This window comes from Rhodococcus sp. BH5, assembly GCF_027583855.1.
GTDB lineage: Bacteria > Actinomycetota > Actinomycetes > Mycobacteriales > Mycobacteriaceae > Rhodococcus_F > Rhodococcus_F qingshengii.
Map to the genome: position 1 here is coordinate 15,898 of NZ_JAJHVW010000004.1, position 15,584 is coordinate 31,481.

At 63.0% G+C, this 15,584-nt stretch carries 15 protein-coding genes; 7 read left to right on the forward strand and 8 right to left on the reverse strand.

The genetic code is table 11. The annotated features are described in order from the left end of the window. Window positions 1-21: 21 nt before the first annotated feature. Window positions 22-1,455, reverse strand: coding sequence for a DNA repair protein RadA (radA, locus tag RhoBH5_RS11820; protein WP_003945739.1), 1,434 nt, complete (start codon window positions 1,453-1,455; stop codon window positions 22-24). 98 nt (window positions 1,456-1,553) lie between these two features. Further along, on the reverse strand, window positions 1,554-2,189 hold the full coding sequence (locus RhoBH5_RS11825) for a hypothetical protein (protein WP_270008334.1): 636 nt from the start codon (window positions 2,187-2,189) through the stop codon (window positions 1,554-1,556). Window positions 2,190-2,454: 265 nt separating this feature from the next. On the opposite strand from RhoBH5_RS11825, the gene carD reads away from it, so the two are divergent. Genes carD through rlmB form a run of 5 tightly spaced genes read left to right on the forward strand, consistent with a single transcriptional unit; the run spans window position 2,455 to window position 6,521 of the window. Beyond that, window positions 2,455-2,943: an RNA polymerase-binding transcription factor CarD gene (gene carD / locus RhoBH5_RS11830; RefSeq protein WP_003945666.1), complete on the forward strand. Its 489-nt coding sequence runs from the start codon at window positions 2,455-2,457 to the stop codon at window positions 2,941-2,943. A gap of 22 nt (window positions 2,944-2,965) precedes the next feature. Then, window positions 2,966-3,664 (forward strand): 2-C-methyl-D-erythritol 4-phosphate cytidylyltransferase, encoded by a 699-nt coding sequence (gene ispD, locus RhoBH5_RS11835; RefSeq protein WP_039972758.1) that lies wholly within the window; start codon window positions 2,966-2,968, stop codon window positions 3,662-3,664. Continuing rightward, window positions 3,665-4,141, forward strand: a complete 477-nt coding sequence (ispF, locus tag RhoBH5_RS11840; protein WP_003945901.1) for a 2-C-methyl-D-erythritol 2,4-cyclodiphosphate synthase — start codon at window positions 3,665-3,667, stop codon at window positions 4,139-4,141. Window positions 4,142-4,152: 11 nt separating this feature from the next. Next, window positions 4,153-5,547 carry a cysteine--tRNA ligase gene (gene cysS / locus RhoBH5_RS11845; protein ID WP_003945830.1) on the forward strand — a complete coding sequence of 465 codons (1,395 nt, stop codon included), beginning with the start codon at window positions 4,153-4,155 and terminating at the stop codon, window positions 5,545-5,547. 2 nt (window positions 5,548-5,549) lie between these two features. Continuing rightward, window positions 5,550-6,521: a 23S rRNA (guanosine(2251)-2'-O)-methyltransferase RlmB gene (gene rlmB / locus RhoBH5_RS11850; protein WP_003945749.1), complete on the forward strand. Its 972-nt coding sequence runs from the start codon at window positions 5,550-5,552 to the stop codon at window positions 6,519-6,521. 34 nt (window positions 6,522-6,555) lie between these two features. Here rlmB and RhoBH5_RS11855 read toward each other — a convergent pair whose 3' ends face one another. After that, window positions 6,556-8,337, reverse strand: coding sequence for an ABC transporter ATP-binding protein (locus RhoBH5_RS11855; RefSeq protein ID WP_270008335.1), 1,782 nt, complete (start codon window positions 8,335-8,337; stop codon window positions 6,556-6,558). Then, a complete protein-coding gene (locus tag RhoBH5_RS11860; RefSeq protein WP_075832090.1) occupies window positions 8,334-9,962 on the reverse strand; it encodes an ABC transporter transmembrane domain-containing protein in 1,629 nt (542 codons plus the stop codon). Before RhoBH5_RS11860 ends, RhoBH5_RS11855 begins: the two co-directional genes overlap by 4 nt. Window positions 9,963-10,162: 200 nt before the next feature. Between RhoBH5_RS11860 and RhoBH5_RS11865 the strand changes: the two genes are divergently transcribed. Next, window positions 10,163-11,152: an iron-siderophore ABC transporter substrate-binding protein gene (locus tag RhoBH5_RS11865; protein WP_003945426.1), complete on the forward strand. Its 990-nt coding sequence runs from the start codon at window positions 10,163-10,165 to the stop codon at window positions 11,150-11,152. 4 nt (window positions 11,153-11,156) lie between these two features. On the opposite strand, the gene RhoBH5_RS11870 is transcribed toward RhoBH5_RS11865, so the two are convergent. Together RhoBH5_RS11870 and RhoBH5_RS11875 are read right to left on the reverse strand one after the other, a co-directional pair. Then, window positions 11,157-11,954 carry a helix-turn-helix domain-containing protein gene (locus tag RhoBH5_RS11870; RefSeq protein WP_270008336.1) on the reverse strand — a complete coding sequence of 266 codons (798 nt, stop codon included), beginning with the start codon at window positions 11,952-11,954 and terminating at the stop codon, window positions 11,157-11,159. A gap of 181 nt (window positions 11,955-12,135) precedes the next feature. Continuing rightward, a complete protein-coding gene (locus RhoBH5_RS11875; protein ID WP_003945935.1) occupies window positions 12,136-12,855 on the reverse strand; it encodes a hypothetical protein in 720 nt (239 codons plus the stop codon). A 308-nt stretch (window positions 12,856-13,163) separates the two neighbouring features. Between RhoBH5_RS11875 and RhoBH5_RS11880 the strand changes: the two genes are divergently transcribed. Next, the gene (locus RhoBH5_RS11880) at window positions 13,164-13,853 is read left to right on the forward strand and encodes a hypothetical protein (protein WP_270008337.1); all 690 of its coding nucleotides are present in this window, start codon (window positions 13,164-13,166) and stop codon (window positions 13,851-13,853) included. Window positions 13,854-13,941: 88 nt separating this feature from the next. Here the strand turns inward: RhoBH5_RS11880 and RhoBH5_RS11885 are convergent, their stop codons facing one another. Both RhoBH5_RS11885 and RhoBH5_RS11890 read right to left on the reverse strand, forming a co-directional pair. Further along, window positions 13,942-14,634, reverse strand: a complete 693-nt coding sequence (locus tag RhoBH5_RS11885; protein WP_039973380.1) for an LpqN/LpqT family lipoprotein — start codon at window positions 14,632-14,634, stop codon at window positions 13,942-13,944. 77 nt (window positions 14,635-14,711) lie between these two features. Next, window positions 14,712-15,584: a biotin-dependent carboxyltransferase family protein gene (locus RhoBH5_RS11890; RefSeq protein ID WP_270008338.1), complete on the reverse strand. Its 873-nt coding sequence runs from the start codon at window positions 15,582-15,584 to the stop codon at window positions 14,712-14,714.

The window sequence follows — 15,584 nt, forward strand, 5'->3', positions numbered from 1 at the left end:
AGGTAGTCGGCCGAGGGACGATCACTTCACCGGCGTGAGCTTGGGGCGAGACGGGGCTTGTTTGCCGCCCATCAATCCGGCGTAGGCCAGTGCCTCGGCCAGATTCGCTACTTCGTTGACGCGCATGCCGGGAATGTTCGGGCCGGAATCGACCGGCACGATGGCGCTGGTGAATCCCAGTCGGGCAGCTTCGATCAGCCGTCGGTTCACCCCGGCAACCCGTCGAACCTCCCCGGCGAGTCCGACCTCGCCGAGGATGACGAGTCCCTTGGGGACGGGTTTGGCTTTCACGGCGGAAGCGACCGCAATGGCGAGAGCCAGATCGGCACCCGGCTCGGTCATCCGCATACCGCCGACGGTCGCGGCGTAGACGTCGGCCTTCGAGATCGACACTCCGACGCGGCGTTCCAACACGGCCAGAACCATGGCCACACGGGCGGTGTCGAGCCCGCTGACGGCTCGGCGAGGTGTCGGTAGCGGCGTGGCGGCGACGAGCGCCTGAACTTCACCGAGTAGAGGTCGCTTACCGTCCATCATCACGGTGACGGCAGTGCCTTCCACAGCTTCTTCACGGTGATGCAGGAACAGGCCGGACGGATCGCTGATCTCGTTGATGCCCTGCTCGCTCAGCTCGAAGCATCCGACCTCGTCGGCCGCACCGAATCTGTTCTTCACGCCGCGGACCATGCGCAGGGTGGAGTGCTTGTCACCTTCGAAGTGCAGAACCACGTCCACGAGATGCTCGAGCGAGCGCGGACCGGCGACGGCGCCGTCCTTGGTGACGTGGCCGATCAGAAGCACCGGGATTCCACTGGCCTTGGCCAGGGAGGTCAGGGCGCTGGTGACGGCCTTGACCTGAGTCACGCCGCCGACGACCCCGTCGACGTCGGCAGCAAGCATGGTCTGCACCGAGTCGACGATGACCAGTGTCGGTTTGACCTGCTCGATGTGGCCGAGGATGGTCGCGAGATCGGATTCGGCCGCCAGATACATCCGTTCGTGGACAGAGTTGGTGCGATCTGCCCGAAGTCGAACCTGACCGGCAGACTCCTCGCCCGTGACGTACAACGCTCGATCATCCGCGCTGCGCATCGCCCAGCGGTAGACGACCTCGAGAAGTAGCGTCGATTTTCCGACGCCGGGCTCGCCCGCGAGCAGCACCACCGAACCCGGTACGACGCCACCGCCGAGGACGCGGTCCAACTCACCGATCCCCGTGGGTTTGGCCTGCGTCGAGGTGCTGTCGATCTGTGTCAGCGGCGTGGCCGGCGTCGTAGGCAGCACGGCGCTTGATCCTGCTTTGGCGAGTGAGGCGCCGGCGCGACTGGCGACGGGTGCCACTACGGCGACCTCGGTCATCGAGCCCCACGAATCGCAGTCCGGACATCTACCGACCCACTTGGGCACTACCGACTGGCATTCGGAGCAGCGGTAGTTCGATTTCACTTTGGCCACCGGGACAGACTAGAGGCGGGGTCCGACATGGACCCCGCCTCTAGTGTGATTTTGAAGTTGTTCTGCGAGGCGCATTGTGCGCCTTGATAATTCGAGGCTCAGCGCCCAGCTTCTGCAACGTCGGGCGACTTGTCCGACTCGTTGCGCTCGAGCTGCGGGCCGGCGTCGACAGGTACGTCGACGGTGACCGATCCGGCCTTCTCGAACTTGAAGGTGATCGGGACGGTCAAGCCGGGGCGAACGCCTGCCTTGATGTCCTGCAGAACGACGAGAGAGAGCGCAGCGGGTGCGTCGTCGTTCTCTTCGTTGTTCTTGATCTGGGTCTCGGCCTCGGTCGCGGCGCCTTCGCCTGCGGGCAACTGACCGGCCTGCAGCGACGTCTGCGGCTTGATCGTCAAGCCACCTACCTCTTCACCTGCGATGACGCGTGCTGCGTAATCGGTGGTGATGCTGACGAGCTTGTCCGTGGTCTCGGCGCTGTCGTTCACGACGGTGAACGCGAGCACGGCGTTGCCGCCCGGCTCGATGCTGTACTCCTCGGACGAGGGGTAAGCGATGTGCACGTTGCGCAGTGCGATCTCACCGAGGTCGGCGCTGTTGCCGTTCACGGCGGCCTGCTGGACGGCGGTCTGGCTCACCTGTCCGGAACCGCAAGCGGACAGCGCGATGGCTGCGCCTGCAGCCAGTGCAATGGCGGTAGCGACTCGACGAGTCGGCTTACGGATAGCAGTCACGATTTGTCCTCCACGGCGTCAGGTTCGCACTCCACTAGGCAGAGTAGTAGATAAGGTCCCGCGGGCTGGCCGTCGGGTCGCCACAACGGTTGTCTGCGTGGGCTTTCAGTCCGTTACGCAGGGGTGCTCCAGACCAGTTGAATGCACGTACAACAAGCCCTGTCAACCCCTACGCTCGAGCAAGGATGCCCCTGACCTGCACAGTTGATGAGTGGTCGGTTCTTTCACGTGTTAAACTAGTGGAATCGAAAGGGGCACGGGACACATGATTTTCAAGGTCGGAGACACCGTCGTATACCCCCATCACGGTGCGGCGCTGATCGAAGCTATCGAAACCCGCACCATCAAGGGTGAGCAGAAGGAGTACCTGGTTCTGAAGGTCGCTCAAGGCGATCTCACAGTACGGGTTCCTGCAGACAACGCAGAGTACGTCGGAGTTCGTGACGTGGTCGGCCAAGAAGGCCTCGACAAGGTTTTCCAGGTTCTGCGAGCACCGCACACCGAAGAGCCCACCAACTGGTCTCGTCGATACAAGGCAAATCTCGAGAAGCTTGCCTCAGGTGACGTGAACAAGGTTGCAGAAGTTGTTCGTGACCTGTGGCGTCGTGAGCAGGACCGCGGACTTTCCGCTGGTGAGAAGCGCATGCTCGCCAAGGCTCGTCAGATTCTCGTCGGAGAGCTCGCGCTCGCCGAGGGCACTGACACCGAGAAGGCAGAGACCATTCTCGACGAGGTCCTCGCGGCCGCGTCCTGACTGCAACACAACAAAGCTGACAGTGGCAGTAGTAGCCCTGGTACCTGCCGCAGGTCGGGGAGTGCGATTGGGCGAGAAATTGCCCAAGGCATTTGTCGAACTCGGTGGGTGCACCATGCTTGCACGCGCGGTCGATGGACTCCGGAAATCCGGAGCGATCGACCGCGTTGTTGTCATTGTGCCGCCTGAACTGGTCGAATCCGTCGTAGCCGACCTCGGTCGTGCAGCGGACGTCGACGTCGTCGGCGGTGGTGCCGAAAGAACCGATTCGGTTCGAGCCGGCCTCAGCGCTGCCGGCGACGCAGATTTTGTACTCGTGCACGATGCCGCACGGGCATTGACACCGCCGGCGTTGATCGCGCGCGTCGTCGGAACTCTCCGGGCCGGCAGCTCCGCTGTCATCCCGGTACTTCCGGTTACCGACACGATCAAGTCGGTCGACGTACTCGGCGCAGTCACCGGTACGCCTCTGCGTTCGGAGTTGCGTGCGGTTCAAACTCCCCAAGGATTCTCCACCGACGTCCTGCGCAGTGCGTACGACGCCGGTGACGTCGCCGCGACCGACGACGCCGCTCTGGTCGAGCGTCTCGGTGTTTCGGTGCAGACGATTCCCGGCGACGCTCTCGCCTTCAAGATCACCACTCCGCTCGACCTGGTCCTTGCACGGGCGCTCCTGAGCTCGGAGACAGCGTTGAGTGCGGATTCACAGGACGGAAATTAGATGCGCGTCGGTCTCGGCACGGATGTTCATCCCATCGAGGTCGGTCGTCCTTGCTGGATGGCCGGGTTGCTGTTCGAGGAAGCAGACGGGTGCTCGGGCCATTCGGACGGCGATGTCGCCGTCCACGCGCTGTGTGACGCGTTGCTCTCTGCGGCGGGCCTCGGTGACCTCGGTTCGGTTTTCGGCACCGGCAGGCCCGAATGGGACGGCGTGAGCGGCGCTCGAATGCTTGCCGAGGTTCGCCGACTGCTCGAAGAGAACCAGTTCGCCGTCGGCAACGCCGCGGTGCAGGTCATCGGCAACCGTCCGAAGATCGGGCCGCGTCGCGACGAGGCGCAGAAGGTGCTTTCCGAGATACTGGGCGCGCCTGTTTCTGTGTCCGCGACCACCACGGACGGCCTCGGCTTGACCGGTCGAGGCGAGGGGATCGCCGCCATGGCCACCGCGTTGGTCATGACAACCGAACACGACAGGTAAGATCGCTGGTCGTGACCCTGCGCCTATACGACACCGGTACGCGGGCCCTTCGGGATTTTGTTCCGTTGGCCCCCGGACATGCATCGGTGTACCTGTGTGGGGCGACAGTTCAGGGTGATCCTCACATCGGACACGTTCGCAGCGGCGTCGCTTTCGACGTGCTGCGTCGCTGGCTGTTGGCGCACGGCAACGACGTTGCCTTCGTGCGCAACGTGACGGACATCGACGACAAGATTCTCAACAAGGCCGCCGGCGCCGGTCGACCTTGGTGGGAGTGGGCGGCGACGTTCGAGCGGTCGTTCACGTGGGCCTACGACCAACTGGGTGTGCTGCCGCCGTCCATCGAGCCGCGGGCCACCGGTCACGTGACGCAGATGGTCGAGATGATGGAACGCCTGATCGAGAACGGCCACGCGTACGCGGCGGGCGGCGACGTCTACTTCGACGTGCAGAGCTACCCCGAGTACGGCGCACTGTCCGGCCACAAACTCGACGACGTTCATCAGGGCGAGAGTGCGGCCGAGGGCAAGCGCGATCCTCGCGACTTCACCCTCTGGAAGGCCGTCAAGCCCGGTGAGCCCTCGTGGCCGACACCGTGGGGACCCGGCCGTCCGGGCTGGCACCTCGAGTGCTCGGCCATGGCGGAGTTCTATCTCGGGGCGGCATTCGACATCCATTGTGGTGGACGCGATCTCGTCTTTCCGCACCACGAGAACGAAATTGCGCAGGCCAAGTGCGCCGGCGACGATTTCGCTCAGTACTGGTTGCACAACGGCTGGGTCACGATGAGTGGCGAGAAGATGTCCAAGTCGTTGGGCAACGTTCTCTCGGTGCCGAACGTGCTCAAGAAGGTTCGTCCGCAAGAACTTCGGTACTACCTCGGTAGTGCGCACTACCGTTCCAATCTCGAGTACTCGGACGAGGCGTTGGACGAAAGTGCGAAGTCCTACCAGGGGCTCGAGTCGTTCGTCCTGCGCACACACAAGCGTGCGGGCGGCGTCGAACTCGGTACGTGGACCGAAGGTTTCGCGGCGGCTCTCGACAACGACTTGTCGGTGCCGATCGCGTTGGCCGAGATTCACGGCAAGGCGAGCGAGGGTAATTCCGCGCTCGCTGCCGGTGATCTCGACGCGGCTCGGGTGGCTGCCGGCCAGGTGCGGGCCATGCTCGCGATCCTGGGCGTCGACCCACTCGACGAGCATTGGACGCAGTCCGGTGGCGACACCGAGACGGCAATGGAAGCTTTGGACGTGTTGGTGCGGGCCGATCTCGATCGTCGGCAGCAGGCACGTACGGAAAAGAACTGGGCGGTGGCGGACGAGGTTCGCGATCGCCTCATCAAGGCGGGTATCGAAGTAACCGATACTCCCGACGGACCCGAATGGTCCCTTAAGGCAGGGCAGTAACAATGGCTGGAAACTCGAGCAGGCGCGGCGCAGTCCGTAAGGGCGGCACCAAGAAGGGCCAGGTTGCCGGTTCCGGCGGTAAGCACCGTCGCGGTCTCGAAGGGCGTGGCGCTACGCCGCCCGCCGAGGCACGCACCAAGCATCCCGCGGCAAAGCGTGCAGCGCGCGCCGCACGTGCCGACGAGAAGCAGGGCCGCGGTGGCCGTCCGGGTCCGGGCCGCAAGGTTCTCGACGGTCCCGAGACAGTGCTCGGACGCAACCCGGTGGTCGAGTGCCTACGCGCCGGCGTTCCGGCGACTGCACTGTGGGTCGCCGTCGGCACCGAGAGCGACGATCGACTGAAGGAATCCGTTCAGCTCGCTGCGGATGCCGGCATCTCGATCCTCGAGGTCCCCCGCACCGATCTGGATCGCCTCAGCGCCAACGGTCTTCACCAGGGCATCGCCCTGCAGGTTCCGCCGTACCGCTACGCGCACCCGGACGATCTTCTGTCGGAGGCACGCAAGCATGCCGAGCCGCCGCTGCTCGTCGCGCTGGACAACATCACCGATCCCCGCAACCTGGGTGCCGTCGTGCGCTCGGTCGCAGCTTTCGGTGGACACGGCGTCGTGATTCCGGAGCGTCGTAGCGCGAGCGTGAGTGCTGTCGCTTGGCGCACCAGCGCCGGCGCTGCCGCTCGTTTGCCGATTGCTCGGGCAACCAACCTCACCCGCACGCTCAAGGACTGGGCATCGAAGGGTGTTCAGGTCGTCGGTCTCGACGCCGAGGGCGACACCACTCTCGACGATTTCGACGGCAGCGGTCCCGTTGTGATCGTGGTCGGTTCCGAGGGCAAGGGCCTTTCGCGCCTCGTCCGCGAGAACTGCGACGCGATCCTGTCGATTCCGATGGCCGGTCCGGTCGAGTCGCTCAACGCCTCGGTTGCCGCCGGAGTCGTCCTGGCGGACATCGCCCGCAGGCGTCGTAGCAGCTGAGTTGTAACGGCTTTCGGGTGAGTCTGGCGGGGTTCTAGCTCCGTACCGACCAGGCTTCCCACAGTGCAGCGTAGGAACCGTCCGCGCCGATCAGTTCGTCATGTGTCCCGCTCTCGACTACGCGGCCACCGCTCATGACGAGTATGCGATCGGCGCGGACTGCTTGGCTCAGCCGGTGTGCGATCACCACGGCGGTCCGGCCGGTGACTGCTAGCTCGGCTGCCTGATCGAGTAGACCGGCTGCGGTGGTTCCGGCTTCGGCAGTCGCCTCGTCGAGGATGACGACGGGAGGATCGAGCAGAGCCAGTCGGACGAGGGCTATGTGCTGTGCCTGCGCTGCCGTCAACTGGTACCCACCGGCCCCGACCCTGGTCTCGAGTCCGTCCGGAAGTTCATGAATCCATTGAGCTTTCATCGTGTCGACGGCTTCGGCGATCTTCGCATCGTCCGAATCCGGTGCACACAACCGGAGATCGTCGGCGATCGTCCCGACGAACACGTGAACTTCCTGGCTGACGAGGACGACTTCGTGCCGAAGTTCGGCATCACTCAGGTCGTCAATCAGTGTGCCGTCGACGGTGATTCGCCCGTCCCCGACGGGAATGATGCCGGCAATCAGTTTGGCGAGCGTGGTCTTTCCGGCGCCGCTGCTTCCGACGACGGCGATTCGTTCCCCCGGTGCGATCGAGATCGAGATCGAATCGATCACCGGGGTGGAGTTGTCGTACGAGTAGGAAACCCGGTCCACCTCGACGCCGATGGGTTCGGACCGAGCCGAGGCAGGAATGCTCGTGGGCCGCCCGGGCATCGCGGTGACTCCGATCAGGCGAGCCAGGCTGGCACCCGCATCCTGCAATTCGTCGATGTTCGAGAGAAATACCGCGATGGGGCTGAACAGACTGTGGAAGTAGAGGGCGGCGGCGGTAGCGGCCCCGATGGACACCGAGCCTGTGGTCACGAGCCAGTAGCCGACGCTCAGGACGGCGGCCAGTCCGAGCAGTTCGGCGCCGTTGAGTTGGGCGAAGAAGTTGGTGCGCAGGCGAACTGCCTGCATGTCGAAGCTGATGGCATGCTCGGAGGTCTCGGCGATTCGGCCGATATGCTCGTCTGTTCGCCGCAGGGCAGTGACAGTGCCTGCACCACCCAGAGTTTCGATGAGCTGTTGTCCCCGCCTGGCCTGCGCAGCGCGAGAGCGTCGGTAGACGGGTCCGGAGCGTCGGAGGAAATGATGAAGAGCGAAATAGTGAATCGGCGCAACGGCAACGATTGCCACGGTGAAGCGCCAATCGATCACTCCCACACCGACAAGCGTCAGTGAAATCATGAACAGGGCAGACACGGTGGCGGGTAGTACTCGCGCGATGACGGTGTTTACCGCTTCGACGTCGCCCGAGACCCGGGAAATCAGATCACCGGTTCCGGCATCCTCGACCAGTGACGACGGCTGCGCGAGGGTGGCGGCGAACACGTCCTCGCGAAGATCGGCCAGCACGTTCTGCGCGACGTTCGCCAGAAGCTGTGTGCTCCACCAGGTCAGCGCAACTCCTGCTGCCGCTGCGCCGAGCATGAACGCGGTGATACGCAGGAGTGAGGCAAACGGTTTGCCCTCCGTGACCGCATCGACCATGAGTCCGAGCAGTGCCGGGGTGGACAGGCCGCAGGCCGTAGCAGAGAGAAGCACGACGGTCGTGAGTGCGAGCGCTCGCTTGCGTGGCCGAAGCAGTGCGATCAATGCGCGGACGGTCTGCTTGGTCGACGCGATCGGCAGGGCGGATGCAACCGGAACAGCAGATGCATCCGGAAGGGTATCGGTCACAGCGACTCTCCCTCCCGAACGCCGTGGTCGATCGTGACGACACGGTCACACGAATGGAGCAGGGTCGGGCTCGAGGTGATCACCAGAATGGCCTTGTCGGGGAAGTTTCTCAGGGAGTGTGCAATTCGATGCTCGGTGACAGAGTCCACGGAAGTGGTGGGTTCGTGGAGGACCAGGATCGGCTGGGGTTGATGGAGAGCGCGGGCGAGGAGAAGGCGTTGGCGTTGACCTCCGGAGAGTTTTTTTCCTTGCTCGCCTACCTCGGAGAGGTGGCCGTCGGGCAGATGCGTCAACACGTCGTCGAGCGCAGATGACGTCATTGCCGACGAGTCGACGTTCGGTGCAGCCAGATTGTCGAAGACGGTGCCGGTGAACACGGTTCCTTCATGGGCGGAGACGAACACCTGATCACGAACTCCGTCCGGGCCGAGGTCGGTTGCATCGGTGCCGAATACGAAGTAAGAGTCGGGGGCGAGCGGGGTCTGATAGGCGAGTTGTCGTGCCAGTCGGTCGGCGGAATCGTCAGCGCGCACACCCACCACTTCTCCGCGGCGAGCTGAGACGACGGTTCCGTTGTCCGCCGAAATCAATAGGGCGTCTTCAGTTCTGGCAGGTTCGGTCGCGGCCGTGGGGGCCAGCGATTCGATCAGGTGTGGCTCGGCCAACAGTTCGGACAGTCTGCGCGCGGAACCTCGCTTGGCAGCGAGTTCGGCACCGAAGAACCCCAGCGTTTCCATCGGACCGGCAATCACTCTGCTCAAGCCGACAACGGTGACGAAGTTGCCCACGGTGATCGTGCCTTGATGCGCCATCCACGCGGCTCCAAGCGCAACCGAAGCCAGCACCAACGCGGAGACCCCGGAATTGAGCGCGGTCAGGCTGGACATTGCTCTGACCGTCCGGATCGCTGCCTTCATCGACTCCCGGCTCGCGTTGACGTATCGCGACAGGGCGGTGGGTTCAGCCCCGAAACCCTTCAGTACCCGCAGTCCCAGCGTGAAATCCGTTGCAAGCATGCCTGCCTCGGCTGCCTTCTTCTGCTCTGCATACACGCGCTCGTCCAACGGACCGCTGATCTTGTGGATGAATATGAGCTGCGCAGCGGTGATGAGTACGACGATCAGTGCGAGCGGCCACGAAACGAAGGCAAGCGAAATCACTGCCGCGGCGAGCCCCGCAAATGCCGAGCCCTGTTCGGCGACAACCCAGGAGAAGCCCGAGACGTGTGAGGCATCCGAGGTAGAGATGGTGAGAACTTCACCGGTCGAACGCTGAGCTTTCATCCCTCTGGCATCGAGTATTCGTCTGGCAGCATTCAGTCGTAGGTCGTGTTCGCCGTAGACGAAGACCTGCGTGTTCAGGCGAACTGCGATGCGCCACGACAGAGCGAGTCCCACGAACAGAGCACACAGCACCGCAAGCCACACGAGAAGTGCTGTGCTGTCGGACTTTCCGATTGCCCGGTCGACGACGGTGCCGATCAGCACCGGGATGAGGGCTTGAGCTACCTGATACGACGCCTGCCCGGTGACGGCTGCAACCAGTCGCGGGCCGCGTCCGGAGGAGAATGATCCGACTCGGATCATCTCCATCGGACCGGAACGAGTTTCGGGCAGCGCTGACACTCGTGAAACTCCTCGCCCAGATCTGAACACTCGTTGTGCAGTTCTACGGTAGAGCCGGTGCGAGTGCGGAAAGTGCTCGCAGATGCCAAGGGCTACGCGGCAGCGGACAGATGGAGTATCGACACCCCATTACCGGGATCGGGTCTCGATATACCTGGCTGGTCGAAACAAAGTACGTTTGCGAAGAGAGCTGACAGAAGATGAAGAGCACTACCCGAATAGTGGCTGCGTTGGCCGCGATTGCCCTGCTCGCAGGCTGCCAGAGCAGCACCGAGTCAACAGCGTCGGAGGGCACGACGCAGTTGGCCGAGGCCGGCGCGCTGCCGGTCACCGTTGATCACGCGTACGGGTCGACCACCATCGAGACCGAACCTCAGCGGATCGTGACGATCGGCTGGAACAGCCAGGATTCGGTCCTCGCACTGGGCAAGACACCCGTCGCCATGGAGTCGTTCAGTGGGGCAGGCTTGGAGAACGGCATCCTGCCGTGGGACGAAGAATTGTTGGGCGATGTCGAACCCACGCTGCTCGACAGCACGTCCGGTGTGCCGTTCGAGCAGATCCTGGCGTTGGAGCCGGACGTGATCATCGCAGTGGTCTCGGGAATCACCGAAGACGACTATGCACGTCTTTCCCAGATCGCACCCACCATTCCGTTCAAGGAGACCGCATGGGCGACCACGTGGCAGGAACAGTTGTCGACCATCGGATCAGTACTCGGCCAACCGAAGCGGGCCGCCGAGCTGATCGAGGAAACTGACGATTCCATAGCCGACCTGGCTGCCGGATCCCCCAATCTGAACGGGAAAACCTTGACCTTCCTCTCGGGAAACATCGACGGCCTCACCAATTACTGCGCTGACGACGGCCGAGTCATCCTGATGTCCCAGCTCGGACTGAAGCAGTCGGCCGGAAGCGCAGAGCTGTGCGGCGACACCCAGGGGTCGGTGACTGCATCGCGCGAACAGTACAACGAACTGGACGCGGACGTCATCGTGCTCAACGACGCGAGTGGTCAGGGGCTCCCCGGATTGATGGGGGACAAGTTGTTTGCCGACCTGCCGGCAGTCAAGGACGGCAGGCTGATTCAGCAGCTCGGTCTGGCGCGAGTCATGGCCTTGGCGTCACCCACGTCGCTGAGCGTGAAATATGCTTTCGCGGAACTGGTCTCGAAGATGAACGGGTTCTGACCAGTTAGGCTGACAACTCGCACGCGTCCGAGTAGTAGTTCTTCGGTGTGCGTCCGGTGACCTTGCGGAACACGCTGGTGAAGGCGCTGGGGGTTTCGTATCCGACGCGACGGCTTACCGTCGAAACAGGAACGCCCGCAGCGAGATAAGACATCGCAGCGCGGACGCGAACTTGAATCCGCCACTCGGTGAAGGACATCCCCGTGCCTTGAGAGAACACGCGGCTCAGGGTGCGGGGGCTTCCGCCTACCACGTAGGCCCAATCGGCAAGCCCGCGTTGATCGGCGGGGTCGGCGATCAGGCGGCGTGCAACGGCGAGGGCCCGGGGATCGGCGGGCATCGGTACTGCGACATCAGCCGCCTCGATGGGCGCGAGCGTGTCGAAGACTACGGATTCGGCGCGCAAGCGAGCCGCGGTAGGCATATTTCGCTGGTGCAGATGGATGAGCATCGTCTTGACCACGTCGTCGATGCCGATGATCGCGGGCTTTGTCCACGGGTGGGGGAACGACTCGGGCCGGAAATAGGTGAAGCGAGCCTCGGTGGATGCGCCGAGCGTGATGCGCCGTGGAGTTCCAGCCGGAATCCACATGCCGACCGTCGGTGGTATCTGCCAACGAACGTCGTCGATGTACGCGCTCATCTCGCCGGAAGCGCCCCAGAGGAGTTCGTGTTCGGGATGGCGGATCTCACGCCACGCGCGCTTCTGATCACGCCCGATGGTGGACGTCGTCATCGAGAAGGGGAGCGGAACGTACCGGCCTGCCGGCACAGCCCAGTACGGAAATCCTGTGGAACTCATCGGTGGATCATACCGCGAATGACTTAGGTAATGCTTTCCTATTTGGTTCTTTGACGCAGGGCGCGAGGGAGTGCGGTCGCGACAAAAGACCGAGGGTGGCACCGAGTCCGAAGACTCGATGCCACCCTCGAACACATTCCCCGACGGAGTGTTTACAGGTGGAGCAGGCGGAGCGAGTGAATCAGCTGCCGTTGGCCAGGACACCGCTGATGATGTCGGAGATGAAGCCGGCCGGGTTGTCCAGGATGGAGGATCCGGCCGAACCGGTTCCGCCCTCGCCGTCCGAAGAGCCGAAGCCCAGATCTGCCGAGCCTGATGCGGCCGCCTCGCCGGGGTTCTTGGCGCGGATCTTGGCGTAGACGCCGCTGATGTTCTGCTCGGTATTGAACGTCGAGATACCGATCGAGCTCGACATTTCCTGGTACGAACCGATCGGTGCATCGTCGGCGACGAGGTACTGTGCCTCGATCGTCACGGTCTTGCTTCCGGTGGGTGAGATCAGCCAGCCGGTGCTGGGCACATTCACGGTTCGGGCGGCAGTGTCAACCGAAGGCGTGACGGATTCGGTCTTCTGACCGCCGATCAAGTGCCACGCGTTGACCGTTGCCGTGCCCTGGATGTACTTGAACGTGGCGGGGTAGCGGTCGACGAACTGGTCGACGTAACGCTCGGGGTGGCCTGTTGTGGAAATGACCGTGCGCACGGTGACTTTGCCGCCGGGTGCAACTTCGCCGTCGCCCACGATGCTCTTGGTGATCCGGACGTTGGAGGAGTTGACCGTTGCCGCGGACGGGTGGGTGGCATCGGCGCTCGCGGTGCCTGCGGTCATCACGAGTCCGCTGGTGGCAAGTGCAGCGATTGCGATTCCGGTGAGTGTTTTGCGCATTGAAAAACGTGACATGAAATTCTCCGTTCGAGGGGTTCACGCTGACGGCGATGGGATGACTCTTCAAAGGTTGCGCCGCGGTAACCATTGAAACCTATCGGACGCTTGCCTATGTATCAGTTCGGCAGAATTTACGGAAAAGTCCGAATTGAGAGGACTTTTTCGGTGTCGATTGCCTGCTGTTAACTGATTGTCGACTATTTCGACGAAAAGCTGGGCGAATGTCCAGGTCGACTGTATCGTACTTCGGGAGTCGGGTTGCAACAAGTTTCAGTAATCAACGAATTCAGTTGTCCTGGAACCTCGAAGAGTGGAGATTGTTCGTGGCAAAGTTCGGATCCAGGAATCGTAATCTGTCCACCGTTGGTGTTGGTTTGGGGGTGATCGCTCTTGCTGTGGGTGCAAGCGCGCTGGGTGCGGGAGTCGCGACTGCCGAGACAGCAACTTCCGGTGCCTACACATTTACTCGGACCGTGGACAATGCGTCCCCGAAGGTCGGTGACACGATCACCTACACGACGGTGTCGAAGAAGAGCGGAATCGACGGATATATCAGCAGGTTCACCGAGACGCATGCCGCGTGCTTGACCTTTGTCCCGGGCTCGGCGAAGGTCACGAAGTTTCACGTTGGCGGGACAATGACCGAAACCACTGAAACGCCGGAACTGACAGCCACGACGGTCGAGGTGACCAGTGCCGGCTGGATCAACAACGGCAGCAAACCGGTGACCATGAAGACCAGCTACACGGTCACTGCTTCGTGTGCGCCGGGAACCGTGTACGGAAGTGGATTGGCGGTAGGTGCCACGGTGATGGGCAACGGATTCCAGTCGAGTGCGAATTTCGCCAACTTGGGCCCGTCCATCACTGTCCGCGCCGCGGATGTGGTCGATCCGGTTGACCCGGTCGATCCGGTTGATCCCACTGGCCCCGGAACCGGTGGCGGAACCGGATCGCTCGGCTCGTTGAGTGGTGGCCTCGGTTCCCTCAGCGGCCTGTTCGGTTCGAGCTAGGCGAGAGTTGTGAAACGGCGGGCCGAGACTGTCGTAGTCTCGGCCCGCCGCGGTTGTTCGGAGATCGGATATTCAAACCATCAGGTGCTCAGCCGAATTCGATCGAGGTGTTGATTTCTTCCACCTGGTTGGAGGTCTGCATGTTCGTCGTGTCGGTGAACTGGTTTGCAAAGCTGACCAGGTAGACCGGCGAGTTGTCGTCGGCTTGGTAAGCGACGACCGTCATGACGGCGTAGAGCGGAACGTCCAGGTTTGGGGCGGTCCAGGTTCCGGAGAGGCGGAAACCCTGCTGTCCGTCGACGTCGATCTCGGTGTACTTCACCTCGGTCCACCCGTCGAGAGTGGCGATCGTTTCACGCGCAGCGGCAAGAACCTCGTCTTTTGTTGCGGTGCCCTGGTTTTCGACCGTCACCGTGGTGTTCGGCATGAAACCGCTGGGTTCCTGGCTGTTGCTGGACAACGCGTCCGTAACGCCGGCAGGGATGTTCTCGCCGTGAGTCCAGCTCGGCGGGAGGCTGACGCTGATGCTCGGCGCTTCGGGGTCGTCGCCGGTTTCGATCGTCGTCCGCTCACCGATGAACGGTGTTCCGTCCCGCAAAGTCGGCGTCGCGGCAGCGGCAGACGGCGAGGATGCAGAACTTTCGGAAGCAGTGGTCTCACTGGTGTTGGTATCACTGGAGACGGCGTCGCCGCTTTCCGAACTGCTGCATCCGGACAAGACGAGTGCAGCAGTGATCAGTGACGCTATTCCGAGAGCAAGTGTGCTGCTCTTAGGGCTCATAGTGTGACAGTCCTTCAGGTTTTGGCGACGGCCGAGCGCCGCCGGCAGCATTGCTGGCGCGGCTGAGACTATCAGCGCTACGACGGCCGAGTAGTGGCCTTGAAGGTAATGGTGCTGCCGGGCCGCAGCTGTGCCAGCGACGCAATCCCGGCGTCGGAAACGACGGCGATGACCGGGTATCCGCCGGTCACGGGATGGTCGGCGAGGAACACGACGGGCTGGCCGCCTGGTGGCACCTGGATGGATCCCGTCACGACGCCTTCGCTCGGCAATTCCTCGGTGTGTGAGCGATGCAAAGGCCCTTGGCCCTGTAGCCGGACCCCGACTCGGTTGGTGTGTTCGGTGACTTTCCACGTGGTGTGAAGGAGCGCGTGAACGGATGCGGCGGTGAACCAGGAATTTCGGGGGCCGAGCGTGATCTCGATCGGAACTGCGCCGAGTGCAGGTGCCGGCGGTGGAATCAACCCTTCGGTGGGCCACGTCCCTTCCTCGGCCCAGAGGAGGAGCAGATCGCCGGCGGCGAGCGGCGGCGGCCCGATTCCGGAGAGCGTGTCGGTGGATCTGCTTCCGAGTACCTGCGGGACGTCGACGCCACCGCGTGCAGAGATGTACGTTCTCAACCCGGTTGTGCTGTAACCCAATTCGAGAATGCTGCCACTACCCAGATGGATGCTCGCGTAGTCAGGTGCCGGCCGTCCGTCGACGGCCAGCGGCACCCGCGCGCCTGTCGCTGCCACCGTCATCGAACCGACGGCCCGCATAGCGAAACCCCCAGCGGTGACTTCGATGGTTGCTGCTCGAAAAGTGTTGCCTACGAGTCTGTTGGCGCTGTCGTGCGAGATCATGTCGACGGCGCCGGATCTTCCGACCCCGAGGGCGCCGTAGCCTCTCCGCCCGCGGTCCTGAACTGTGGCGAGCGGGCCGGTACGCGCAACCTCGAGCCAGGCCAT

Coding starts and splice junctions, on each gene's coding strand:
- carD (WP_003945666.1), top strand. CDS start 2,455: ATGATTTTCAAGGTCGGAGACACCGTCGTATACCCCCATCACGGTGCG.
- ispF (WP_003945901.1), top strand. CDS start 3,665: ATGCGCGTCGGTCTCGGCACGGATGTTCATCCCATCGAGGTCGGTCGT.
- rlmB (WP_003945749.1), top strand. CDS start 5,550: ATGGCTGGAAACTCGAGCAGGCGCGGCGCAGTCCGTAAGGGCGGCACC.
- RhoBH5_RS11865 (WP_003945426.1), top strand. CDS start 10,163: ATGAAGAGCACTACCCGAATAGTGGCTGCGTTGGCCGCGATTGCCCTG.
- RhoBH5_RS11870 (WP_270008336.1), bottom strand. CDS start 11,954: ATGAGTTCCACAGGATTTCCGTACTGGGCTGTGCCGGCAGGCCGGTAC.
- RhoBH5_RS11875 (WP_003945935.1), bottom strand. CDS start 12,855: ATGTCACGTTTTTCAATGCGCAAAACACTCACCGGAATCGCAATCGCT.
- RhoBH5_RS11885 (WP_039973380.1), bottom strand. CDS start 14,634: ATGAGCCCTAAGAGCAGCACACTTGCTCTCGGAATAGCGTCACTGATC.
- RhoBH5_RS11890 (WP_270008338.1), bottom strand. CDS start 15,584: ATGGCCTGGCTCGAGGTTGCGCGTACCGGCCCGCTCGCCACAGTTCAG.